Source organism: Marinactinospora endophytica (assembly GCF_054780875.1).
This window is the reverse complement of the sequence record NZ_BAAGVM010000001.1, coordinates 335,040-357,700: the sequence shown is the minus strand read 5'-3', so window position 1 is coordinate 357,700 and position 22,661 is coordinate 335,040. Positions and strand designations below refer to the sequence as shown.

At 71.0% G+C, this 22,661-nt stretch carries 21 protein-coding genes; 9 read left to right on the top strand and 12 right to left on the bottom strand.

Annotation, left to right across the window (positions count from 1 at the left end):
- Position 1: 1 nt before the first annotated feature.
- The 5 genes from ACYVHU_RS01590 to ACYVHU_RS01570 all read right to left on the bottom strand — a co-directional run bounded on the left by ACYVHU_RS01590 (position 2) and on the right by ACYVHU_RS01570 (position 4,929).
- The gene (locus ACYVHU_RS01590; RefSeq protein WP_235000740.1) at positions 2 to 1,504 is read right to left on the bottom strand and encodes an SCO6880 family protein; all 1,503 of its coding nucleotides are present in this window, start codon (positions 1,502 to 1,504) and stop codon (positions 2 to 4) included.
- Positions 1,491 to 3,011, bottom strand: coding sequence for a TrbL/VirB6 family protein (locus ACYVHU_RS01585; protein WP_498947383.1), 1,521 nt, complete (start codon positions 3,009 to 3,011; stop codon positions 1,491 to 1,493). The genes ACYVHU_RS01590 and ACYVHU_RS01585 overlap by 14 nt, the downstream gene beginning before the upstream one ends.
- A 111-nt stretch (positions 3,012 to 3,122) precedes the next feature.
- Positions 3,123 to 3,935 carry a DUF8175 domain-containg protein gene (locus ACYVHU_RS01580; protein ID WP_498947382.1) on the bottom strand — a complete coding sequence of 271 codons (813 nt, stop codon included), beginning with the start codon at positions 3,933 to 3,935 and terminating at the stop codon, positions 3,123 to 3,125.
- A 34-nt stretch (positions 3,936 to 3,969) separates the two neighbouring features.
- On the bottom strand, positions 3,970 to 4,278 hold the full coding sequence (locus ACYVHU_RS01575) for a hypothetical protein (RefSeq protein WP_498947381.1): 309 nt from the start codon (positions 4,276 to 4,278) through the stop codon (positions 3,970 to 3,972).
- Between the two features lie 27 nt (positions 4,279 to 4,305).
- Positions 4,306 to 4,929: a DUF6668 family protein gene (locus ACYVHU_RS01570; protein WP_498947380.1), complete on the bottom strand. Its 624-nt coding sequence runs from the start codon at positions 4,927 to 4,929 to the stop codon at positions 4,306 to 4,308.
- 270 nt (positions 4,930 to 5,199) lie between these two features.
- Here ACYVHU_RS01570 and ACYVHU_RS01565 point away from each other — a divergent pair, with 270 nt between their 5' ends.
- The 5 genes from ACYVHU_RS01565 to ACYVHU_RS01545 all read left to right on the top strand — a co-directional run bounded on the left by ACYVHU_RS01565 (position 5,200) and on the right by ACYVHU_RS01545 (position 10,692).
- Positions 5,200 to 6,276, top strand: coding sequence for a VldE C-terminal domain-containing protein (locus tag ACYVHU_RS01565; RefSeq protein WP_078760324.1), 1,077 nt, complete (start codon positions 5,200 to 5,202; stop codon positions 6,274 to 6,276).
- A 6-nt stretch (positions 6,277 to 6,282) separates the two neighbouring features.
- Positions 6,283 to 7,731, top strand: a complete 1,449-nt coding sequence (locus ACYVHU_RS01560) for a MinD/ParA family ATP-binding protein (RefSeq protein WP_078760323.1) — start codon at positions 6,283 to 6,285, stop codon at positions 7,729 to 7,731.
- 99 nt (positions 7,732 to 7,830) lie between these two features.
- A complete protein-coding gene (locus tag ACYVHU_RS01555) occupies positions 7,831 to 8,229 on the top strand; it encodes a type II toxin-antitoxin system Phd/YefM family antitoxin (protein ID WP_078760322.1) in 399 nt (132 codons plus the stop codon).
- Positions 8,219 to 9,442 (top strand): zeta toxin family protein, encoded by a 1,224-nt coding sequence (locus ACYVHU_RS01550; RefSeq protein ID WP_078760321.1) that lies wholly within the window; start codon positions 8,219 to 8,221, stop codon positions 9,440 to 9,442. Before ACYVHU_RS01555 ends, ACYVHU_RS01550 begins: the two co-directional genes overlap by 11 nt.
- A gap of 890 nt (positions 9,443 to 10,332) precedes the next feature.
- Complete coding sequence (locus tag ACYVHU_RS01545) at positions 10,333 to 10,692, top strand: hypothetical protein (protein ID WP_144389963.1); 360 nt, start codon at positions 10,333 to 10,335, stop codon at positions 10,690 to 10,692.
- Between the two features lie 103 nt (positions 10,693 to 10,795).
- On the opposite strand, the gene ACYVHU_RS01540 is transcribed toward ACYVHU_RS01545, so the two are convergent.
- The 3 genes from ACYVHU_RS01540 to ACYVHU_RS01530 form a co-directional block, all read right to left on the bottom strand.
- Positions 10,796 to 12,556 carry an ABC-ATPase domain-containing protein gene (locus tag ACYVHU_RS01540; RefSeq protein WP_498947379.1) on the bottom strand — a complete coding sequence of 587 codons (1,761 nt, stop codon included), beginning with the start codon at positions 12,554 to 12,556 and terminating at the stop codon, positions 10,796 to 10,798.
- Positions 12,557 to 12,662: 106 nt separating this feature from the next.
- On the bottom strand, positions 12,663 to 13,808 hold the full coding sequence (locus ACYVHU_RS01535; RefSeq protein ID WP_432936139.1) for an ADP-ribosylglycohydrolase family protein: 1,146 nt from the start codon (positions 13,806 to 13,808) through the stop codon (positions 12,663 to 12,665).
- Between the two features lie 261 nt (positions 13,809 to 14,069).
- Complete coding sequence (locus ACYVHU_RS01530) at positions 14,070 to 14,519, bottom strand: Lrp/AsnC family transcriptional regulator (RefSeq protein ID WP_078760316.1); 450 nt, start codon at positions 14,517 to 14,519, stop codon at positions 14,070 to 14,072.
- 132 nt (positions 14,520 to 14,651) lie between these two features.
- Between ACYVHU_RS01530 and ACYVHU_RS01525 the strand changes: the two genes are divergently transcribed.
- Genes ACYVHU_RS01525 through ACYVHU_RS01515 form a run of 3 tightly spaced genes read left to right on the top strand, consistent with a single transcriptional unit; the run spans position 14,652 to position 18,144 of the window.
- Entirely contained in the window at positions 14,652 to 15,743 is a 1,092-nt protein-coding gene (locus ACYVHU_RS01525; protein WP_078760315.1) for a thiamine pyrophosphate-dependent dehydrogenase E1 component subunit alpha, read from the top strand.
- A gap of 2 nt (positions 15,744 to 15,745) precedes the next feature.
- On the top strand, positions 15,746 to 16,804 hold the full coding sequence (locus tag ACYVHU_RS01520; protein ID WP_078760314.1) for an alpha-ketoacid dehydrogenase subunit beta: 1,059 nt from the start codon (positions 15,746 to 15,748) through the stop codon (positions 16,802 to 16,804).
- Positions 16,801 to 18,144 carry a dihydrolipoamide acetyltransferase family protein gene (locus ACYVHU_RS01515; RefSeq protein ID WP_498947378.1) on the top strand — a complete coding sequence of 448 codons (1,344 nt, stop codon included), beginning with the start codon at positions 16,801 to 16,803 and terminating at the stop codon, positions 18,142 to 18,144. Before ACYVHU_RS01520 ends, ACYVHU_RS01515 begins: the two co-directional genes overlap by 4 nt.
- A gap of 57 nt (positions 18,145 to 18,201) precedes the next feature.
- Here the strand turns inward: ACYVHU_RS01515 and ACYVHU_RS01510 are convergent, their stop codons facing one another.
- Positions 18,202 to 19,134: a hypothetical protein gene (locus tag ACYVHU_RS01510; protein ID WP_498947377.1), complete on the bottom strand. Its 933-nt coding sequence runs from the start codon at positions 19,132 to 19,134 to the stop codon at positions 18,202 to 18,204.
- 545 nt (positions 19,135 to 19,679) lie between these two features.
- Positions 19,680 to 19,865, bottom strand: a complete 186-nt coding sequence (locus ACYVHU_RS01505) for a hypothetical protein (RefSeq protein ID WP_078760312.1) — start codon at positions 19,863 to 19,865, stop codon at positions 19,680 to 19,682.
- A 25-nt stretch (positions 19,866 to 19,890) separates the two neighbouring features.
- On the opposite strand from ACYVHU_RS01505, the gene ACYVHU_RS01500 reads away from it, so the two are divergent.
- Positions 19,891 to 20,406: a CGNR zinc finger domain-containing protein gene (locus tag ACYVHU_RS01500; RefSeq protein ID WP_078760311.1), complete on the top strand. Its 516-nt coding sequence runs from the start codon at positions 19,891 to 19,893 to the stop codon at positions 20,404 to 20,406.
- A gap of 11 nt (positions 20,407 to 20,417) precedes the next feature.
- Here ACYVHU_RS01500 and kynU read toward each other — a convergent pair whose 3' ends face one another.
- Both kynU and ACYVHU_RS01490 read right to left on the bottom strand, forming a co-directional pair.
- Positions 20,418 to 21,659, bottom strand: coding sequence for a kynureninase (gene kynU, locus ACYVHU_RS01495; protein WP_432936152.1), 1,242 nt, complete (start codon positions 21,657 to 21,659; stop codon positions 20,418 to 20,420).
- A 48-nt stretch (positions 21,660 to 21,707) separates the two neighbouring features.
- Positions 21,708 to 22,607 carry a tryptophan 2,3-dioxygenase gene (locus ACYVHU_RS01490; RefSeq protein WP_078760537.1) on the bottom strand — a complete coding sequence of 300 codons (900 nt, stop codon included), beginning with the start codon at positions 22,605 to 22,607 and terminating at the stop codon, positions 21,708 to 21,710.
- Between the last annotated feature and the right edge of the window lie 54 nt (positions 22,608 to 22,661).

The following is a 22,661-nucleotide window of genomic DNA, read 5'->3' as shown; positions in this document are numbered from 1 at the left end:
CCTAGAACTGGTCGCGCAGCTCGGCGGGGACACGCAGGTGCCGTGGCAGCACCAGACCCAACGGCAGCGACGCGGCGAACGCTGCGTCCTGGGAGCCGTAGGCCGGCCGCAGCCGCAGCCGGGCGGTGGCGGCCAGGTTGTCCACGGCGGCCTTGGCCTCGGGCAGCCGCGCCGGATCCGTGACGGTCGCGGTCACCACGATCCCGAAGTTGATCAGCGCGGCGCCGATGGCTTCCTCGTTCGCGGTGGCCTGTGCCTGGCGGGTGGCCACCAGGTCACGGGCTGCGGGCCGGTGAGTGGAGGTCGCGCGGAACTGCGCGGCGCGCAGGTCGGCCTCCACCACCGCGGCGGCCCGCGCCGGATCCAGGGGCCGGTACAGCAGCGACACCCGCTTGCGGTCAATGTCGCGGTGCGGCTTGAGCAGGCGTTCCAGCACCGAGGACTGCACGTTGCCGCGCGGAGCCGAGGTCATCGTCCAGCTCACCGACGTGCCGCTGTCGTGCCGATAGGTCTCCCACGTCGCCTCGGCCGCCGCCGGACCGACGTTGGCCCAGTCCATCTCGACGGCCTCACCGTTGGCGTGGGCCTCGTCCACGATCGTGGCGGCCGCAGGGTCGTAGGCGATGCGCACCACCTCGCACAGCTCGGCCGCCGACAGCGGACGGGCGGCTCCCGCCCCGGTCGCGGCCAGCGACCCGGTCAGCGCCGGCAGACGCGCGGCCAGGTCCCGTCCCACCTCCTCGGCGCTGCGCCGCCTGCCGTTAGTGCCCATCGCCTTGAAAGTGACGGCGATGTAGGCGCGCACCGCGGAGCTGCCGCGCGGATAGGTGGTCATCGTCTCGACGAGCATGCGCCGCGCGAGCTCGGGGGCATCGGGGTCGAGGTTGGCGGTAACCTCGCGCCGCAATCGGTGTCCGGTATCGGGCGCGGTCTCCACCGTCACCTGTGCGGCCTCCACCCCGGGCTCCTCCCCCAGGTTGGCCAGCCACTGGCCCCAACCGGCGACCCACTGGTCGATCTGTTCGGCGTCCACCAGCGCCGCCCCATCCGGGTCGGACCCGAACACCACGGTGAAGTGACCGGTGAAGGGCACGTGGATCAGCGCGAAACGCCGCCCATAGGAATCCTGGTGCTCGCTCAGCCGTGACGGCGCGGCCAACCCGGGAAGCTGGTGGGTGCCCCACCCCGCCCGGCCCAGCGGCCCCGACCGGTACAGGTGGGCGCCCGCGCTGCGGGCGTTGGCCCAACCGACCCGGGTGACGAACCGCGACAGCATGCTGCGCCCGTGGCGGTCCTTGACCAGCAGGACGAGCAGGATTGCCCCCAGCGCACCGCCAGAGACCAGACCCGCGAGCATGCCCGCGGCCATCACCACGAACACCGTGAACACCAGGCCGAACAGCAGCAGCATGGTGCCCATCGCGCCCAGTCCCATCAGACCGGGAGAGGACGGTCGCCGCCAGTTGCCGTAGGTGCGCGGTTTACGGACCTCACTTACTGCCATCGGGCTCCTCCACCGCCTCTGTCATCGTTCCCTTGGCTGTGTCGTAGGCCGCCTGTCCGGTCTCCACGACGGCCTCGGCCACCATGAGCCAGGGGTTGCCGGTGGCCGCGCTGCCCCCGGCGCTGCCGGACGCGGTCTCGGCCGCTGTCCCGGTGCCCGCGCTGTCGGTGTCGGCGCCACCGGTGTCCGCGCCGTCGGGGGTATCGCCCGTCCCCTGCCTCTTGCCGGTCTGGGACGGGTCGGCGCCGTCGGGAGAGGTCTCCTGGTGCGGTTCCTCCCCTTGTGACCCCTGCTGGTGGGGGACCGGATCGGCCCCGTTGGGAGACCCGCCGCTGGAAGAGCCGGATGTCTCTATGCTTTCGGAACTAATGCTGGAGAACTTCTTGACGGCACCGGAGGCCACCGCCCCGGCCATTCCCGCCACCGCGCCCGCCGCCGCGCCGGCGGCCCCGCCGCCACCACCGCCCATGGAGGCCATCGGCACCGTGAGCTTGATCAGCGCGGGCAGCGCCACCAACGCCATCACCATCAACGCGAGCCCCATCACCGATCTGGACAGAGTCTGGTCCAGTCCTCCTTCGTCGGAGGCGACGATCTCGAAGGCCACCGCGTAGATGATGGCCGCGGCCGGCTTGTACAGGATGAACGCGATGATCCAGGCACACGTCTTCTTGAACCAGGTGCGCCCCATCTCGGTGTTGGTGAACGACGCCGCCAACGGCAGGATCGCGGCCAGCACGACCAGCAGGCCGTCGCGGATCAGTATCAGCACCATCTGGATCAGGGAGACGATCATCGCGATCACTCCCAAGACGATGATGAGCATTACCCCCAGGCCCGGCATTCTGCTCAACGCGAGCATCTGCAACACTCGCTCGCCGAAGTCCGCGTCAGAAGAGTCCAGGACCAACCACCGGGCGAAATCATCGGCCGCCTGCGTCGCCAGGGTGATCACCGCCAGACCGCATCCGCTCACCACCACCAGGGTGATCAACGACTGCACCAGCGCCTTGCCGGCGTCGGCTCGCTGTTCCCAGGCCATCTTGGCTCCGCCGACGATGACCGACAGCACTACCGCGGCCCCGACATACCACCACAGATGGCGCTGCACGCTCTGCACTGGAGCGGATGCGTTGGCCGAAGGGCCGGCCTCCAGCAGCGCGCCGGCGATCGCCGAGGCCGACGCGATGAGCACGGTCGCCACCATGATGACGACGACCTTGCCGAGGTGTTCTCCCCCCTCACCTCGCCGGGTGCGCACCGCCATCATCGCGCCCGCCACCATCAGCGACAGCACGCACAATCCCAGCGAGATCCAGGTCACCCACCCCAGTACCGTCTCCAGTCCGGCCACCGAGTCAGGAGGCGTCTCCGTCGTGACCACACCCGGCTCGACCTTCTCCGCGGCCTCTAGGTTCTCCGGGGTGGAGAAGAAAAGCCAGGACGTGCCCAACGCCGTGACGATCTGGGCGACCGCTTCGGTGATCGCCGCGGCGATGTCCTCCAACGTGCTGGTAAAGGCGTTACTGACAGCGGAAGTTACATCTTCCTCAATGTGACAGGAGATACTCCCCCAATCACATGCGCTGTCCTCCTCACCGTCCATGGGCAGCACGACCTATCCCACCTCTGCCGGAGGCAGGATGTAGCCGTCCAGAGAGTGGAGGATCGTCAAAGGGATAACCATCTTCCCGTTCTCCCGGGTGACGATCTTCCAGTCCCCGTCCTCCCAGCGAAAGTCGATCGGTTGAGACCCGATTGCCTTCACCCGCCCCTCCGTGATGATCGCGACGTCAACGCGAGCACGGTCAGCGGCGTAGGACAACAGCCGGACCCCACCGAGACGCCCGGGGTATCGTTTGTCCGGATCGAGCAGCTCCTCCTCAGGCATCTCCAACAGCACGTCTTTCCCCGGCCCTTCGGCGTAGAGGGAAGGCAGATCGGAAGCCAACGGTGGTTCGCTGGTCATGGCAACGTAGTTCATCGCGGCCAGGACGACGCCTTCGGGACTCTTCGCATAGCAGTGCCGGAACCCGTTGTCCTCGACCACTCCCGGCCCATGCGCCCTACTCGACGGTGCCTCCATCATCCCCACGAACCCCCAGGAGGTGTCCTCGGGGAAACCCGTGAACTCGTCCTTCTCACTGGAACGCAGACCGCAGACGCTCTCACTGCCGTCAGAACGCTCCACGCCTCCCGGCGTCGCCTCCTCGGGATACTCCTCTTCCCCGACCGTCCCCTCTGCCGGGCCGCCCGAAGGCTCGATGGCCGCGCTTTCGGCGGACGTGTCGTTACCGGTGAGATTGATCGCCGTCACGACACCGCCCGCGGCCACGATCACCCCGACGGTGACCGCGGCCGCGATGAACGACCTCGACGCCAACGGACTCTTGCCCCCACCGCCGTCGGTGGGCCGCTCCTCATCGCTCACGGGTATTCCTTCCGATGTTCTGTGGCGGGGACGATCAGGAGGTGGCGCTGGCGTCCACCAGGAAGCCGATCAGGGACGTCGCAGCGGCGATCACGATCACACCGGTCAACACCATGACGATGCGGCCCATGTGCTCGCCGCCCTCGCCCCGCCGCGACTGGATCGCCATCGTGGCGCCCGCGATCATCAACCCAGCCACGCACACCGCCAGCGCCAGCCACTTCACCCAGCCCAAGATGGTGGTGAAACCGGCGCCGACGGGAGGCGCTTCACCGCTACCGGGGTCTGGAATGACCGCCGACATCGGCAGGACCTCGACAGCGGCGGCGAACAACTCGGTCATCTGTGTGCTTTCTTTCTCTCGATAAATTCAGGATGCGGAAGACGAGAAAAGGGCCGTGGTCTGCGCCAATAGACGTCGCACGGCATGCGGGGTGTTGTGCGGGCCGGCCGGTTCCATTCGCCACGCCTCCACCCAGGGGACATGCCAGACCCTGGGGACGCCACCGGCCACGAGCGCCGCCAGGTCCCGCAACGGTTTCGGCAGCCGACCTGGCGCATCAGCGACCAGTGCCAACCCGAGCAGGCGTACATCGGGCTGTCCCCCGGCCCACTCAATGGCGGCCTGCCGGGCCCGCTCCAGGCCGTGGTGGTGGGTGCGAGCCACCAGCACCACGGCGTGCTGATGACCGGAACCGGCTATGGGCCACGCACCGCCGGCAGCACGTCCACCGTCGCTGAGTGCGGCGAGCGTGCTCTCCCCGGCACCTCCGTGCACGCCCATCCACCACAGCGCCGGTGGTCCCGGCGCGTTGTGTCTCGGCAACGCGGGGCCTGGGGCGGCGGGAACGAACGGTTGAGGCGCCTGCGGCCCACTCGGCGGCCCGACCTGGGACGACACGTCCAGCTCGTGCGCCGCATCGACCTCAGCCGCCACGGTGGAGGGCTGTTCCAAGGGCACGGGAGCGGCGCTCAGCCACGGGTTGTCGTCCACGGCGATCTCTTCCTATTTCGCGCACCACAAAGAAGCACGAGGCAAAGACACGGGGAGCGCAATAGTAGCGCACTCATCTCATGGAGTCGTTTGACCTAAAACTCGAATAGGATCACGCGAATGGTTGGATCCCTCCAATATGCCCCTGGTCACATGGGGTGGCGTCCGATAATTACGGTGCGCTATTTTCGGATCCCCACGCCTTGACAGCGGCCGGAGAAAGACAACTCCGGCCGCCTTCGGTGATGCCCGAGAAGAAGGAAGAGGAATATGCCTGGAGGCGCGGGGGGAAAAGCCCTCCTCATTGGCTGCCTCCCCCTTCTCCTGCTCAGCGGCTGCCTGGCCACCCTCACCGTGGCGGTCCTGCCCGGCGGCTCCTGCACCCCCACCACAAGCGTGGCCGTGAAGGAGGGCGACCTCCCCACTGGCCCCATCGGAAAGGCCGGCTGGGGCGGCGAGCAGCTCGTCAACGCCGCCATCATCATGAACGTCGCCGCCGACATGGGATTGTCGCTGCGTGATCAGACCATCGGTGTCATGACCGCGATGGGCGAGTCCTCGCTGCGCGTCATCGACCACGGCGACTCCGCCGGACCCGATTCACGTGGCCTGTTCCAGCAGCGTGACAACGGCGCTTGGGGCAGCTACGAGGATCGCATGGACCCGGCGCGCAGCGCCAGGATGTTCTTCGAGCAGCTGGAGAAGGTCGACGGCCGCGACGACATGGAACCCACCCTGGCCGCCCACGAGGTGCAGCGCAACGCCGATCCCTATCACTACGCCCCCTACTGGGAAGACGCCTCCGACGTCGTCGAGGCCCTCTCCGGTGTCGCGACCGATATGATCCCCGTCAACGCCCAGCAGTGCGCCGACCTTGGCTCGGGCGGCGACCCAAGGATCAGCGAGGACTGCGCTCCCGTCTCCAACGGCATCCACGTCTCGGCCTGCCGCGCCTACGCAGCGCTGGTCGCCGAGTTCGGCCAGTTCTGGGATCCGCTGGGCGGGGTGGGCTGCTACGACCCCCGGCACTGGGACAACGGGCGCGGTGATCATCCGGTCGGCCAGGCCTGCGACTACCACGTCTCCCGCCCCGGCACCTATCCGAGCCAGGCCATGGACGCCCGCGCGATCGAGGTCGTGCAGTGGATCATGGCCCACCACGAGGTCCTCGACGTCAAGTACATCATCTACGACGAACACATCTGGAACCCCTCCCGCGACCCCTACGGTCCGTGGGAAGAGGTCAAGCGCGACCACCTCAGCGCCGCGGCCGCGGGCGTCGTCGCCGCCCACGTCGACCACATCCATCTGTCCACGGGCCCCTGGCACAACTACAAGGGAAGGTAGAGGCCGGTGAACCCCTCCTCGATCACCGCCGTCGTCCAGGCCGACGGCACCGGCACCCTCACCGTCGACGGCCACTCCCACGCCGTAACCGCGCCCGACGTCGACCAGGCGCGCACCCGCATCATCCAGATGGTGGCCGCCCACGCCGCGTCCGCCGGCCGCCCCCTCCCCATCACCACCAGCGACCCCGACGGCCGCAGCTGGCACCTGCTGATCCACCCCGATGGCCGGGTCCGGCCGCTACCGCCCGAGAACCCGACCGCCCACACAACGGATCCGGCCGGGCCCGTTCCCCTTCCGACTCCCCCAGCACGTCGGGAACACCCGGCCCGCCCCGCACCGATCCCGCCCGAAACGCCGGATGCGGCAAAGCACCCCGTAGACGCGGCCCCTGGCGAGCTCGCCCGCCCCTTGACCGCCATGGCAGCACTGGCCCACCCGGCCCACCCGGCGTCGGCCCCACCTGAAGTCCCCGGCACGATGGAACAGCCTGTTCGTCCCCGGGAGAACTCCGCCCGACACGCCCCGCCTCCGACCGCAGCGCCACAGGAGGGCCCGGCCAACCCCATACCCGCGCTTTCCGGAAACCCGGACGCGCCGCTCCACCCGGCGAAGCCTTCGGCCGAAGCGGCTCCCCCAGTCGCCAGGACCCCCCTCCGTCCCGTCTCGACATCCGCCGCCCCGCTCCCCGAGACGGCGGCCCCCGACCGAGACTCCTCCCAAGCCTGGGAGGAGGCGATCGCCGAGCACAACCTGATGCTGGCCCGACGCATCGCGGTGATCTCCCTCAAGGGAGGCGTGGGCAAGACGACCACCACCGTGGGACTCGGCACCGCACTGGCCCAGCAGCACAGCGAACGGGTCATCGCGGTGGACGCCAACCACTACGGCACCCTCGCCGACCGGTTCCCGACCCGGGTGCGGCACTCCATGCGCGATCTGGCCCGCGACCGGGCCATCGAGAGCTTCGTGGCATTGCGCGGCTACCTCAACTCCAACCGTCAGCGTTTGCACGCCCTGGCCGGTGGCGGCGGGGTCGAGGACTATGAAACAGCCGCCCACCACGTCGAACGCTTCGCCGACACCGTGGTCACCGACTGCCGAACCGATCTCGACGACCCGGTTGTCAAGGCCGTCCTCGACCGCTCCACGCACTGTGTCATCGTGCTCGACCCGTCCGCCGACGCCGTCGCCGCCGGGCAGGCGACCCTGCGCTGGCTCTCCAGGGGCTATCCCACGCTGGCGGCCTCCTGCGTGATCGCGATCTGCCGACGCACCTCCCAGGCCCCGCGCCGCTCCGACGCCGAACGGCGCTTCGTCGAACAGGGACTGCCGGTCGTCACCATCCCCTTCGACCGCCACCTGCACAAGGGCGGAGTCATCGAACCGAACCGGCTCAGGCGCGCGACCCGCGCCGCCTACAGCCGGCTCGCGGCCCTCATTACCACCCGTTGAACCCCGTCCTGGAGGCACAGGATGTCTGTGGCAAACCTGTGGTGAGGTTTCTTCGGAAACCCCTTCCCTCACAACCTTAAGTAACTTAAGGTTGCTGGCATGGAAAACAGAGAAATCGGAATCGAAGAGGCCCGCAAGATCCTGGGCGACCTCGCCAGCGAGGCCGGCTACCTCGGCCGATCCATCATCCTGACCCGCAAGGGCAAGCCCATCGCCCGCATCGCACCCCTGAAGGAGACCTCCGAAGACCCACGCTTCGCGAATATGCCTGACGCCATCATCGCCGATCTCCTGCACGACACTGCAGCCTCGGTAGCTGCCGCTTACACCCGACTCGGGAGAGCTGCGCAGACCGCCGAAGCAAAAGCTACAGCCAAGGAGAAAGCGAAGGAGGCATGGCTAATCAAGAGGCGTACTTTGTCCCGCGGGGAGATGATCAGCGAAATTCAGCACCTTAATTCCGTACTCGACAAGCTGAAAACCGAATATGACGTCTGAAACTCCTTACGAAGTCAAGCCTGAACAACTACAAGAGATATTTCACGAGGACATCAAAGACCTTGTCTTCGCCGGAATTGGACGTACCCACAAGCCGACCCTTGTGTTACTGGGCGGACAACTCGCCGCAGGCAAGTCCACCGCGACCAAAAGAATCATCAAGTACCACGGGGATGACATCGCCCCGGTCACTCCGGATAATTTCCGAAAATTCCACCCTCACTACAGCAAGATCCAGCAAGAGCGCCCCCTGGATATGGCGGCGCTCACCAATGAGGCGATGCACCGCTGGAACGAGATGACCCAGCAGCACGCGCACGCCCATGGCTACAGCCTGATCCTCGAGGGGACCTTCGCCCATCCCTCCAGGGTGATGGGGGTCGTCGAGCGGTTCGCCCAAGCCCCTGAACCGGGTGCCCACGAGGGTTTTCGAATCGAGGCGGTCGCGATGGCGGTGTCTGAGTACCGCAGCCGCCTCGACATGGTGAAGCGCTACCTCTCCGAGCCGCCGGAAGAGGGCCGCTGGGCCGACGCCGAGTCCCACGACCGGATCTATGGGATGGTCCCGCAGACGCTGGACACGCTGGAGGCGAGTCCACACGTGGACCGGATCGTCGTCACCGACCGGTCGGGAACCATCTACTACGAGAACGAGCGCGGCGACGACGGCCGATGGTCGCGTCCGCCCCGGGCGGGCGAGGCTTTGAAAGAGGCACGCAGCGAAGGGGAGGTGCCCTTCAGTCGCGTCGAGGCCTCAGAGTGGCTGGCCTCCTATTGGGAAAACGCCGAGCAGCTGATCGAACGGGGCGAGCTCGGTCCGGTCACCGCGGGGACGATGCTGGCCCTGCACTCCGACGCCGACCTGGTCGCCCCCATCGCCTACAACGGAGACAAAGAGGCACTCGATCTACACCAGCGTTGGCAGACCGTGCAGAAGGTGGTCTTCCAAGCCGGCCTGCGGGGCGTCGACAACGTCGACCTGCCCCAGAGTCCATTGAAGTTCCTGGAAGCCGGCGCCGAGGACAAGGCCCGTTTCCTCGCCGCGTTCACGCAATCACCGGACAAACGAGTGGGGTCGGCTGCGGATCTCACCACCACGGAGACGGTGCGCCGCGCCCAACACGGGCTCGCACCACCCAACACATCCCCGGCACCTCCCCAGCAGCCCGATCCCCGCCGCCGTTCCGATCCGGGTTCGGGGATCGAACGCTGATCCCTCGCTTCCTGATCTCGCGCGGGTGGGCGCAGGTGACCGGCGGGAAAGCCGATCGGTCATCATCACGACGATTCGGCCGCTTCATCGCCCTCGGGATCTGATCGGCACGGGGTGCCATCGGGGACTCCATCGGTCACGCCCAGACCATGAAGCGGCCTTTCACCGTCTTCTTCGCTCCCGTTCTGGCAGACGGCCGGCCATCGGCCACTGAGGGCATCGCCGAACGAACCCACTACCACCACGAGCGGACCGCCAACACGGGAAACTGCGGTCCCGCCGGCGAGGCCGGCCCCCGCCTCGTGGAGGGGGACCCACCGCCCGTACCGCCCCTGGGGTTCCTCCCGTGGAACCGCCCCGCGCGAACGCGCCTGAGGCCGTCATCACCGTCCTTGCGTGACACCCCGGCCTCGTGTCCGCCGTCACCCTCCTGGGCCGTGTCGTGACCGGGGACAACGGCGCGCCGACCGGGCCGGTTGTGGGACGCGCATGCGTGCCTCCGCCCTCATAGGGCGACGTCACGTCCACTCGGCCTTCTCCGTTCGCCGGTCTGGTCGTCCGGTTCCACTGGCGGCGACGACTGTTCGTTCCCGGTCGGCGTTCCCGCACGGCCGGCCCCGGACGGTGAGCCACCCAAGTGGTATCCCCAACCGAATTCAGCGATATATCCAGAAAATGCTTATCTTGCCACCAAAGGCGGGTTTATCTATCTTGTTTTCCGAGTGAATGGATAAATGATCCGCAAGAGCGGAAGGAGCGCCCCCGGACCGTGGGACGCCTCCCGGAAATCCCGTGTATCGTCATCCCCATAGACGGAAACGGCCCTGGTGGGTGCGCCAACACCTGCCCAGGGCCTGACTCTCCATTCCTCTAGCCCAGGAAGAAGAGCTGTGCGCGACTTTATCAGCCGCGTCATGACCGCGTTCGCGGTCACGCTGCCGGCCCTCGCCCACCCGCGCTCCGTCATCGTCACACTGGCGCCCGGCACCGTCGGCGCCCCACCGCAGGACCCTGGGGTGATCCCCGCCCGTCCACGGCGCACGGGCAGGGTACGCCCCTACTCGCGTTCGGCCGGCCCACCCCATGGTTTCGGCTCCCCGGAGTGGTGGGAGACCCACCGCGTCCCAGGCGTCCCCGCCCGCTCGACGACTTCCGTCCCCACCCGCCCCGCGCCACACCTCTCACCCCGCGTCCCTGACGGTCGGCACCGCCGGGGACGTCTCGGCGGGTCCTTCGGCGAGAACCCGTGAGGCCGGCAGCACCGCCCGGGCCGCACAAGGGCGAGGAAGAACGGCCCCGGCGGAGGAGAGAAGACGGGTCCGGGGATCGCCGGGCGTGCCGTCCCGGCCTCCCTCACTCGCGGTCGCGGAGAACCCGGCTGACGCGGAGCGTGCGCAACCGGTTGAGCGCGGCGGCGATCTCGTGGCGGCGCGGCAGGGCGTAGTCGCCCGCGTACCCGCGGCCGATCGCCTCGACCCCACCCGAGTCCAGGCGCTCCTCCAGCAGGTCGAGGGCCTCGCCGAGGCAGCGCCGGCCGTCGAGGATGCCGTCCTCGGCGAGGGTGCGCAGTGCCAGGCCGACACCGGTGATCTGACTCGGATCGACGAGCTGGGCGAGGTGGCGCACGTCGATGTCGGTCTCGCCGAAGGTGAGCACGTCCATGTCGCGCCGTTTGATCCGGTGGCGTCCGCGCACCTGGGCGTCGACCGAGCGGGGGTCGACCACGCGGCGGGCCGGCGGGTGGAAGCGGGCGTCGGTGCGCGGCCGGGCGAGTTCGCGGGCCTTCTCGGTGACGTCGTAGGGGCGGTACCCGTCGAGCATGACCACCTGGTCGGCCACGTCGAAGTAGTCGCCGCTGCCCCCCATGACCAGGACGGTGGACACCCCGTGCGCCCGGTGCAGCGGGCGGACCAGGTCGACGAAGGGGGTGAGAGGCTCGCGGTCGCCGTGGACCAGGGCCTGCATGCGCGCGTCGCGGATCATGAGGTTGGTGGCCGTGGTGTCCTCGTCGACCAGCAGGGTTCCCGCCCCGGCTTCGAGCGCCTCGGCGATGTTGGCGGCCTGCGAGGTGGAACCGGAGGCGTTGTCGGTGGAGAAGTCGCCGGTGTCGGCGCCGGTGGGCAGGTTGCGGACGAAGGCGCCGACGTCGGTGCGCTCGACCCTGCGCCCCTCCTCGGCGCGGATCTTCACCGCGTCGGCTCGGGTGACGACGAGTTCGCGTCCGTCGCCCGGGACGTGGTCGTAGACCCCGCGTTCCAGCGCGTGCAACAGGGTGGACTTACCGTGGAACCCGCCGCCGACGATGAGGGTGATGCCCTCGGGCACCCCCAGGCCGCTCACCTGGCCCCGGTGCGGCAGCCGCACGGTCACCCGCAGGCTCTGGGGGGAGACGAAGGGGACGGGGTCGCCGCTCATGGGCAGGTCGCTGACCCCGCTGCGGCGCGGCAGCACCGAACCGTCGGCGACGAAGGCGACGAGGCCGAGCTCGGGCAGCATCGCGCGCAGGGCCACCGCGTCCTCGACGGTGTCGGCGAAAGAGGTGGCGTCGGCCGTGTCCAGCGCCTCCCAGCACAGGCCGTCGACGAGTTCGGGGACGCGCTCGCACAGCTCCCGTTCCGCGGCGTGGCCGTCGATGCGCCGCCCGTGTCCCGGCAGCTCCACCCCCATGCGCACGACGACCCCGCCGTCGTCGTCGATACGGCAGGCCGACCGGTCGAGGACCTCCTGCCCGCCGACGTCGACGCGCAGCCGCGCCCCCTTCAGCAGGCGGTGGGCGCGGCGCACCAGGTAGTCGGCCGTCGCGCGGCGCCGCACCGGGGAACGCCAGGCGTGGTCGGGCAGGCCCGCCACCTCGGCCGGGATGCGCACCGCGACCCGCGAGGGCGGCGCGTAGGGGTCGGCCTGGACCCGTTCGACGGTCAGGGTGTGGTCGTCGAAGTCCCAGTCGCCCGACAGCGCGCGGTAACGCCCGTAGGAGGCCCCGTCCATGCGTCGCAGCTCCTCGGAAAGCCGCCGGCTGTCACGGCGGCCACGGATCTGGGGCCGTTCGTGACCCCGCCCCGCGTCCGGGCGACCTCCGTGGCGGTGTCCCCGGCCTCCGTAGCCTGCGGGCATGGTGCTCCCCTCTCGTCGCGCGCCCGGCCTTTCCGGGTGCCCCTGCCCGGATGCTACGCGCCGAAGCGATGCGGGTCGGACGGCCGTCCACAGGGCGGCGCGGCGCCTAGCTCCCGGGGTAGCGGCTGCTCCAGCGGGTGTGGGGGCCGTGGTCGCCGTGCAGCCGGCGCCCCGCGGTGAACTCCCACACGAAGTCGTCGGCCAGTTCCAGGATCGTGCCGCGTCCCTCGACCTCGAAGGCCAGCTCGGGCGGTAGCGCCGTCTCCCCGTGCAGCGCTCCGAGGATGTTGCCGCAGATCGCGCCGGTGGAGTCGCTGTCCCCGGAGTGGGTGACGGCCAGCGCGAGCGCGTCGGTGAACTCCTCGGGACCGGGGTGGACCAGTGCCGCGTAGACGGCGATGGCCAGGGCCTCCTCGGCGATCCAGCCGCCGCCCAGGCGCTCCACGGTCTCCGCGCACACCGGCAGGTCGCGGGCCGCCGCGCGGGCCGCGCGCAACGCCGCGCTCGTCTCCTCGTGACCGGGGCGCGTGACGAGCTCGGCGAGTGTCGCCTCCAGCGCCTCGTCCAGCCCGTCGCCGGCGACCAGGCGCCGCACCAGCAGCGCGAGCGCCCCCGAGGCGAGCCGTCCCGTGGGGTGGCCGTGGGTGTAGCCGGCCGCCTCGGCCGCCCAGTCGAACACCGGCGGCTCCTGGGACCACGCCGGCGTGGCGAGCAGCCCGAACGGGGCCGAGCGCATGACCCCGCCGCAGCCCTTGGAGTTGTTGGCGGCGGGGGTGCCGAAGGGGATCCGGCCGGCGCCGGCCCGCTCGTGGACGGCTTCGAGGGCGCTCAGGCAGGTGGTGCCGGGCGCGCGGCGGGCGTAGAGCCAGCGCTGTCCCTGGAGCAGACCGTCGCGCCGGCCCGTCGGCGCGTCGTGGAGCTGGGTGTCGAGCCAGCGCAGGTAGGCGTGGTGGACGGGGGCCGGCGTGAACCCCGTTCCGCGGTCGGCGCGCACGCCGGCCCGGATCAGGCCCTCGACGGTGAAGAGCGTCATCTGGGTGTCGTCGGTGACGAGCCCGTGGCGGGGTGTCCCGTCGGAGTGGTCGGCGACGTACGCGCGGACCCCCGCGGCCCCGTGTTCGGCGCGGATGCCCGCGAGGGTCATGAACTCCACCGGTGCCCCCAGCGCGTCGCCGATGGCGCCGCCGAGCAGGCAGCCCCGCACCCGTGACCGGTACCTCTCCGCCCGGTCGCGTTCCTTCTCCGTCGTCACGTCCCGTCCGCCTTTCCGCCGTTGTCGGGGGAATCATGATCCACCCGTCCGACATCGCGCGCATCCCCGCCGGGTAGGGCGGTGGAGCGCGTCCCGCTTCCCCGGCCATGGCGTGGCCGGCCGGTCAGCGGCGTGACGGGGACCGGGCATCCACGACGATGGGCGTCGCCGCCGGTCGCTCCCGGGCCGACCATCCCGCGAGCGGCCGGTCGCGGGACGGATCCCGAAAGCGCCGCCGTTCCCACGCATCCGATACCGCGTCTAAGGGCGGTGCATCACCGGGGGTTCGTCGAGGATGAACATGGTGCGGGTGGAGTGGACCTCGGGGATGCGCTGGAGGCGTTCCAGGACGAGGGTGCGCAGGGCCGGGGCGTCGGCGACGCGGACGAGCAGGAGGAGGTCGGCGTCGCCGGAGACCAGCGCCGCGTGGTCGATCTCGGGGATGTGGCGCAGGTGGTCGCGGAACCGTTCCCAGGAGTGCTGTTCGATGCGCACCGACACATAGGCGGCCAGGCCGGCACCGCACTTCTCGGGGTCGATGACCACGGTGAACCCTCGGATCACCCCGTCGCGGCGGAGGCGGTCCAGGCGGGCGTAGGCGTTGGCGCGGGAGATGTGGGCCCGCTCGGCGAGCGCGCGGATCGACATGCGCCCGTCCCCGCGGAGCAGTTCGAGGAGGGTCCGGTCGACATCGTCGAGCCCGGCAGCCATGTGTCTCACCTCACACCGCTCACGGCGTCGCCGGCCGGACGTTCTACCCCTTTTTCCAACGGTCGGAGCAATCCGTCCACCCTTGCCGGGACAACATGGACACTATGGGGTGATCCACCTCATATTCAAGACATGAAGCGCCTCGATGACCGCATCGCGCCGCCGCTCCCCACCCTGGAGCCGATACGCCTGGTGGACCGGCACGGCCGGCGCGTCGCCGACCCGACCGTCTCCTGCCCCTCCCCCACGACCCTGACCTCGCTGCTGCGGGCCATGATCGTCGGCCGCCGCTTCGACCGCCAGGCCGGAGCCCTCGCCCGCCAGGGCCGGCTCGCCGTCTACCCCTCCTCCTACGGTCAGGAGGCCTGCCAGGTGGCGGGCGTCCTCGCCCTCGCCGAACAGGACTGGCTGTTTCCCACCTACCGGGACAGCGTCGCGCTGGTCACCCGCGGCGTGGACCCGGTCGAGACGCTGACCCTGCTCCGCGGCGACTGGCACAGCGGTTACGACCCGGGCCTGCACCGCTGCGCCCCCCAGTGCACGCCCCTGGCGACCAACGCCTCCCACGCGGTCGGGCTCACCTACGCCGCCCGCCACAAGGGCGAGGACGTGGCCGCCCTGGTCCTCATGGGCGACGGCGCGACCAGTGAGGGCGACGCCCACGAGGCGTACAACTTCGCCGCCGTGTGGAACACCCCGGTGGTCTTCCTGGTGCAGAACAACGGTTGGGCGATCAGCGTCCCGCTGCACCGCCAGAGTGCGGCGCCCACCCTCGCCCACAAGGCCGTCGGCTACGGGATGCGCGGCTACCACGTGGACGGCAACGACGCCGCGGCCGTGCACGCCGTGGTCGGCCGGGCCCTTGAGGAGGCGCGGGCGGGAGGCGGGCCGGCGATCGTCGAGGCGCGCACCTACCGGCTGGACGCCCACACCAACGCCGACGCCCCCCAGCGCTACCGGGACGACTCCGAGGTGGAGTACTGGAAGCAGCGCGACCCGATCGAGCGGCTGGAGACGCTGCTGCGCGCGGAGGGCCACGTGGACGACGACACGTTGGCGGGGTTCGCCGCCGAGGCCGAGCGGATGGCCGCCGACGTGCGCGAGCGCGTGGACGCCGCCCCCGACCCCGATCCCGACGAGTTGTTCGCGCACGTCTACGCCGCCCCGACGGCCCAGCTGGTCGAGCAGCGCCAGGCCCTGCGCGACGAGATCCGGGAGGGCTGAGAATGGCCGAGATCACGATGGCGCAGGCGCTCAACCGGGCGCTGCGCGACGCGCTGCACGACGATCCCAACGTCGTCGTCTACGGCGAGGACGTCGGCCCCTTGGGCGGCGTGTTCCGTGTCACCGACGGGCTGACCGCGCAGTTCGGCGAGGACCGCTGCTTCGACTCCCCCCTGGCCGAGTCCGGCATCGTCGGCACGGCCGTCGGCATGGCCTCCTACGGGCTGCGTCCGGTCGTGGAGATGCAGTTCGACGCCTTCGGCTACCCGGCGTTCGAACAGGTGGTCTCCCACGTGGCCAAGATGCGTAACCGGACCCGCGGCCGGATGAGCCTGCCGCTCGTCATCCGCATCCCCTACGGCGGCGGCATCGGCGGCGTCGAACACCACAGCGACTCCTCCGAGGCCTACTACGCGCACACGCCGGGTCTGCGGGTCATCACCCCGGGGACGCCGTCCGACGCCTACTCGATGCTGCGCGAGGCGATCGCCTGCCCCGACCCGGTGGTGTTCTTGGAGCCCAAGCGCCGCTACTGGGCGAAGGAGGAGGTGGAGACCCCGGTGCGGACCGCGCCGATGGACCGTGCCGTGGTCCGGCGGACGGGCTCCGACGTCACCCTCATCGCCTACGGCCCGATGGTGGCGACCGCGCTGGAGGCGGCCGAGGCCGCGCGCGAGGAGGGCCGTGACGTCGAGGTGGTGGACCTGCGCAGTCTCGCGCCGTTCGACGACGCGACCGTGACCGCGTCGGTGCGCAAGACGGGGCGGGCGCTGGTCGTGCACGAGGCGGCCACGTTCGCCGGGTACGGGGCGGAGGTGGCCGCCCGCGTCACCGAACGCTGCTTCCACTATCTGGAGGCCCCGGTGCTGCGCGTCGGCGGCCTGGACATCCCCTATCCGCCGCCTCGCCTGGAGCACCACCACCTGCCCGACGTGGACCGCATCCTCGACGCGATCGCCCGGTTGCAGTGGGAGGCCGACTGGGTGGACCCCGACGCCGTCCCGTCGGGGGCGCGGCCCCCCGCGTCGGGGGCGCGGCGTGGCCGGGAGGTGCGGTCATGAGCCAGGGACCGTTCCGGGAGTTCGCGCTGCCCGACCTCGGCGAGGGGCTGACCGAGGCGGAGATCGTGCGTTGGCTGGTCGCGGTCGGCGACACCGTGACCGTGGACCAGCCGGTGGTCGAGGTGGAGACCGCCAAGGCGGTGGTGGAGGTGCCCTGTCCGTTCGCCGGCCGGGTCAGCGCCCTGCACGGGGCCGAGGGCGAGGTGATCCCCGTCGGGGCCCCGCTCATCGGCGTGGACACCGGGGCGCAGGGCACGGAGGGCGGTTTCGACGAGCCCGGTGTCGTCGTCCCCGCGGCGCGCCCGGCCGCGGAGGACGCCTCGGGCGGCTCGGGCGGCTCCGGGGCGGTCCTGGTGGGCTACGGGACCCGGGAGGAGACCCGCCGCCGCGGACGGACCCGGCGTCTCGACGCCGGCGGCGCGGGCCGGACAACGGCGTCCGGTCCGCGATCGTCCCCCGCGGCCCCCGGCCGCACCCCGGTGGTCTCCCCCCTGGTGCGCCGCCTGGCCCGGGAGCACGGCTTGGACGTGGGGTTGATCGAGGGCACCGGCGGGGGCGGCCTGGTGTTGCGCCGTGACGTGGAGGCGGCGATCGTCGCCCGGCACGCGGCGGAGGTGGGGGCCGCGCCGCCCCGGCCGCGGCGGGCGGAGGGCGAGCGGATCGCGCTGCGCGGCGCGCAGCGCACGATGGCCGACCGGCTGTCCCGTTCCCGCCGCGAGATCCCCGAGGCGACGGTGTGGGTCGACGCCGACGCCTCCGCCCTGCTGGCGTTGCGCGACGATCTCAACGCGGCCGATCCCGATCGGCCGGTCGGTGTGCTGGGCCTGGTGGCGAGGTTCTGCGTTCTGGGCCTGGCGCGCTTCCCGTCGTTGAACGCCCACTTCGACGGCGAACGCGGGGAGCTGGTGCGGTTCTCGCACGTGGCCCTGGGGTTCGCCGCGCAGACCCCGCGCGGCCTGGTGGTCCCGGTGGTGCCGGACGCCCACCTGCTGTCGGCGCGGGAGTTGTCGGCGGCGGTGCGGGAGCGGACGGCCGCGGCGCGCTCGGGGACGCTCACCCCCGGCCTGCTGACCGGGGGCACGTTCACCGTGAACAACTACGGCGTGTTCGGTGTGGACGGGTCAGCCGCGATCATCAACCACCCGGAGGTGGCGATCCTGGGGATGGGGCGGATCGTGAAGCGCCCGTGGGTGTCCGGGGACGAGCTCGTGGCGCGTCCGGTGGTCGAGCTGACCCTGGCCTTCGACCACCGGGCCTGTGACGGCGCCGAGGCCGGCGGGTTCCTGCGGTTCGTCGCCGATTGCGTGGAGCGGCCCCAGCTGCTGCTGGGCGACCTGTGAGACGGGTCGGGCCCGGGCACGCGTGACGCGCCCGGGCCCGATCGCCGTTCACTCCGCTCAGGCGCCCGCGGAGACGTCGCGCGCGGTCAGCCGGGCCAGGAGCGCCGGCTTGCGGTGACGTCCGTTGGGGCGGGCCGTCGCGGCCTTGCGCTTGGCGACGACCGCGGCCGCGGCGACCGCCGAGACGAGCACCACGCCGACCCCGCCGGAGACCATCGGGGTGCTGTCGGCGACGAGGGACATGCCGCCGGGGGTGGCGACCTCGCTCATCGCGTGGGTGACGGGGGCCTCGGTGGCCTCCTGCTCGTCCGGGGAGCCGCCATCGGCGGGCGGGGTCGCCTGGGCGTCCGCGGCCGCGGTCTGCTGCTCCTGCTCGGGCTCGGACTGCTCCTCGGCCTGGCCGGAGTCGGCCGCCTGCTGTTCGTCGGCCTGCTGTTCGTCGGCCTGCTCGGTCTCGGCCGCCTGCTGCTCGTCGGCCGACACCTGCTCATCGGCGCTGCGCTCGTCGGCCGCGGGCTGCTCGGGCTCGGCCGCGGCGGGTGCCGCGGAGACCGCGCTCTCGCACTTGTTGCCCTCCTGGCCGAACGGGTGCGGCGCGCCGGGGGTGCCGTGGCCGTCGCCCCACTTGGTGATCGTGTACTCGACGTTGACGTGACCGAGGCCGCCCGCGTCCTCCACGACGAGGGTGGTGTCGTTCCAGGTGCCGCCGGTCAGCTCGGCGAACGTCTTGCCGTCCATGTCGAGCAGGACGTTGCAGTCGTGCGAGGGCACGCCGGGCCCCCGGTCGCCGATGAAGAATTCGGCCTTCTTGCCGTTGTAGGTGACGTACCCCTCGGTTCCGAGAGGCCAGCTGGGGCTGGCGAAAAGGCCCTTCTGCATGGGTTCGCCGGAGGCGGGGGCACCGGTGTCGCCGTTGATCCCGGAACCATCGTCCCAGAAGTAGGAAGCCTTGACTTCGCCGTGCTGGAGGGACTCTTGGGTGTTCTTCATAAGAAAAAGAAGGCGGTCGGGAGCAGAGGGTCGAGCCGAGACGGGGCAGGGGCCGCTGAGGAATGCGTGGACAGGCGATCCCCGGCTGTGCGGGACCACACGTGACAGGATCGTCGGGCGTGTGGCTGCGGCGGGCCGGTGTTTCAGGGGCCGATTCTCCCGGGCTCCTTGGCACGGGGTCGCGTCGCCGCGCGGGTGAGAGTCTCGCTCTCCCGGACGCCGATCGCGTCCGGGGCTCGACATCGGTCCTACCTCCGCAAAGGGAGGGTCACGAACCAATCACGAAGGACTCTAACCCACAGAAAAGTAAAAAGGGCAAGCTCGAAAGGTAAAACCCATAAGGGACCTATTCAGCCCTTGATCATCCCTTGACGGTCACCTGGCGAATTTCCCGCGCACATAAGGGTTTTCGCAGGTCACAGGGGTATCCGGCGCCCCTCTGAAGCGATCCGGAACACAAGGGAAGATGAGGCCCGCCACACCTCCTGCGGCGTGGACCCTCCCGGTGTCGCCAGGAGAGTTCCACGCCCGGGTCACGGCGGACCTCAGTTGGGGCCGCTCCAGGGCAGACCGTCGTGGCCGGCCACGACGGCGAAGCGCGCCACGTCCACCCAGCGCCGCCCACAGGCGCACTGGCGGTAGCGCACGATCCCCTCGGAGGTGTAGTGGGCGGACTCGACCCGCGCGTCGACCGATTCACGGCCGCACGCGGCACACCGTTCACTCGTCATGTCCCCAGGGTGCTGTAATGGCCTTGTGCAGTTCAACACTTACGGAGGTACGGGTTCCTTCGTCGCCGCCGACCTCCTGAACGCGACCGACCACCACCACACCGCGCTCAGCGACATCCTGCGCCGCCACCAGATCACCCGGCCCGACATCGACGCCGAACAGGCCGGGCGCCTGCTCGCCTGGGTCGAACGCCTGCGGCCCGTCTTCGGCGAGACCGACCCACAGCGCCAGATCGACCTGGTCAACGCGCTGCTGCGGGACGCCGCCACCGGCGTCCAGGTCTCCATGCACGACGGGTCGCAACCCCATCTGCACTACGTCAGTCAGACCCGGGAGACCGTCACCCGGCTCAAGGCGACCACGGCCGGCGGCCTGGCCGTGGCCATCTGCGGGGCCGGCGGCCACCGGCTGGGCCGTTGCGGGCGCGAGGGGTGCGACCGGGTCTACGTCGACGTCTCCCGCAACGGCCGGCGCCGCTTCTGCTCCGTGGCCTGCGCCAACCGGGTCAACGTCGCCGCGCACCGCGCCCGCTCGCGCTGAGACCGCACGGCTCAGGTCACCTGGGCGCGCCGCGCGAAACGCGGGTCGCGCCACTCCCCTCCGCGCACCACCTCGACCAGTGCCGTGGCCGCGTCGAAGACGTCGACGTGGCGCAGGTACAGCGGGGTGAAGCCGAAGCGCAGGATGTCGGGGGCGCGGAAGTCCCCGATGATCCCGCGTTCGATGAGCGCCTGGACCATCGCGTAGCCGTCCGGGTGGCGCAGCGACACCTGACTGCCCCGGCGCGCGTGCTCCAGCGGTGTCACCACCTCCAGGCCGGCGGGCCTGGTCAGCTCCAGGAACAGGTCGGTCAGCGCCAGGCTCTTGGCGCGCACCAGCGCCAGGTCGACGCCGCGCCACACCTGGAGCGCCGCCTCCACCGCGGCCGCCGCGACCAGCGGCTGGGAGCCGCTGAGGAAGCGGCTGGCGCCGGCCGCGGGCTCGTAGTCCCCGGTGAAGTCGAACGGGCGGGCGTGGCCGTGCCAGCCGGTGAGGGGCTGGCGGGCGCGCGCGTGGTGGCGGGCGGCGACGTAGGTGAAGGCCGGGGCGCCGGGGCCCGCGTTGAGGTACTTGTAGGTGCAGCCCACCGCGAAGTCGGCGCCGCAGGCCGACAGCTCCACGGGGAGCGCGCCGACGCTGTGGCACAGGTCCCACACCGCCAGCGCGCCGTGGTCGTGGGCGAGCCGGGTCTCGGCGGCCATGTCGCGCAGCTCGCCGGTGCGGTAGTCGACGTGGCCGAGCAGGACGGCCCCCACGTCCCCCGGCCGCAGCGCCTCCGCCAGCTCCTCGCCGCCCGGTCCCACCAGGCGCAGCCGCACCCCGTCGAACAGTTCGGCGACGCCCTGGGCGATGTAGAGGTCGGTCGGGAATGCACCGGCCTCGGCCACCACCACGCGACGGTCCGGGTTGAGGCGCAGCGCCGCGACGAGCGTCTTGAACAGGTTCGCCGAGGTGCCGTCGCCGACGACGACCTCGTCGGAGGCGGCCCCCACGAGCGGGGCCAGCATGGCGGCGAGGGCGCGCGGCTGGTCCCACCAGCCCGCGTCGTTCCAGCTGCGGACCAGCCCTCTTCCCCACTCCTGTTCGATCAGGTGGGCGACCCGCCCCGGGACGGCCCGGGGCAGCGCTCCCAGGGAGTTGCCGTCGAGGTAGATCACCCCCTCGGGGAGCAGGAAGTCCGCACGGCGCGGGGCGAGCGGGTCGGCGGCGTCCAGTTCGGCGCACGCCTCGCGGGACAGGGAGGGCAGGGGCATCGGGCGGCTACCTCGTCTCGGTGGGGACGACAGGGGACGGCGGCGGGCTCAGGGGAGCTGGAAGCCCGTTCGCAGCGACCATAGCTCGGGGAAGACGTCGCGCGCGGCGTTGCGGGAGAGCCAGTCCAGCCCGCTGGATCCACCGGTGCCCGGCCTGGCCCCCAGGGCGCGCTTGACCGCCATGAGGTGGCGGTGCCGCCAGCGTGTGACGCGCTCGGCGGTGTCGAGCAGGGCCTCGGCCAGCGCGGGCAGCTCCGCTCCGGGCGTCTCGTCCGCGTAGACCACGCTCCAGGCGCGTTCCACCTCGGGGTCGGGCTCGTAGGGGCGGGTCCAGTCGCGCTCCACCCGATCGAGCGGGACCGGCAGGCCGCGCCGGTGCAGCAGGCGCAGCGCGGCATCGTAGAGACCGGGCTCGCGCAGGGCCCGTTCCAGCACGGCGCGCGCCCGGGGCGCCGCGCGGTGGGGGCGGGCCATGACCGCCGACTTGTTGCCGATGAGGAACTCCAGGTGGCGGTAGCCAGGGGACTGCACGCCCGACGCCTCGCCGAGGACGTCGCGGAAGCGGCCGAACTCCACCGGGGTCAAGGTGGCGAGCAGGTCCCAGGAGGAGACCAGGACGTCCTGGGCGTGATGGCCGCGGCGCAGTGCGGCCATCGCGGCCGCCACCCGGTCGGCCTCCAGCTCGTCGCGGGCCCGCTCCCACTCCTCGCCGATAAGCAGGAACAGCAGCTCCATGACCTGCGTTGCGATGATGAAGCGCGTCTCGGCGGGTTCTCCGGTCCGGGGATGCTGCAGGTCCAGCAGGGCCTCGATCCCCGCGTAACGGGCGTAGGGGGTGCTCCCCTCGAAGGAGAGGGTGGGCGGCCCCTCGCCGCGCGCGGCGCGCTCGATCCGCTCCTCCTCCGCGACGGGAGTGCGTTCCCGGGGCTGGGCCGACGTGGTGGCCATCGTGCTCGCCATCCTCCTCGTGTCAGGGCGGGAAACCATGGCGCCTCATGTCGA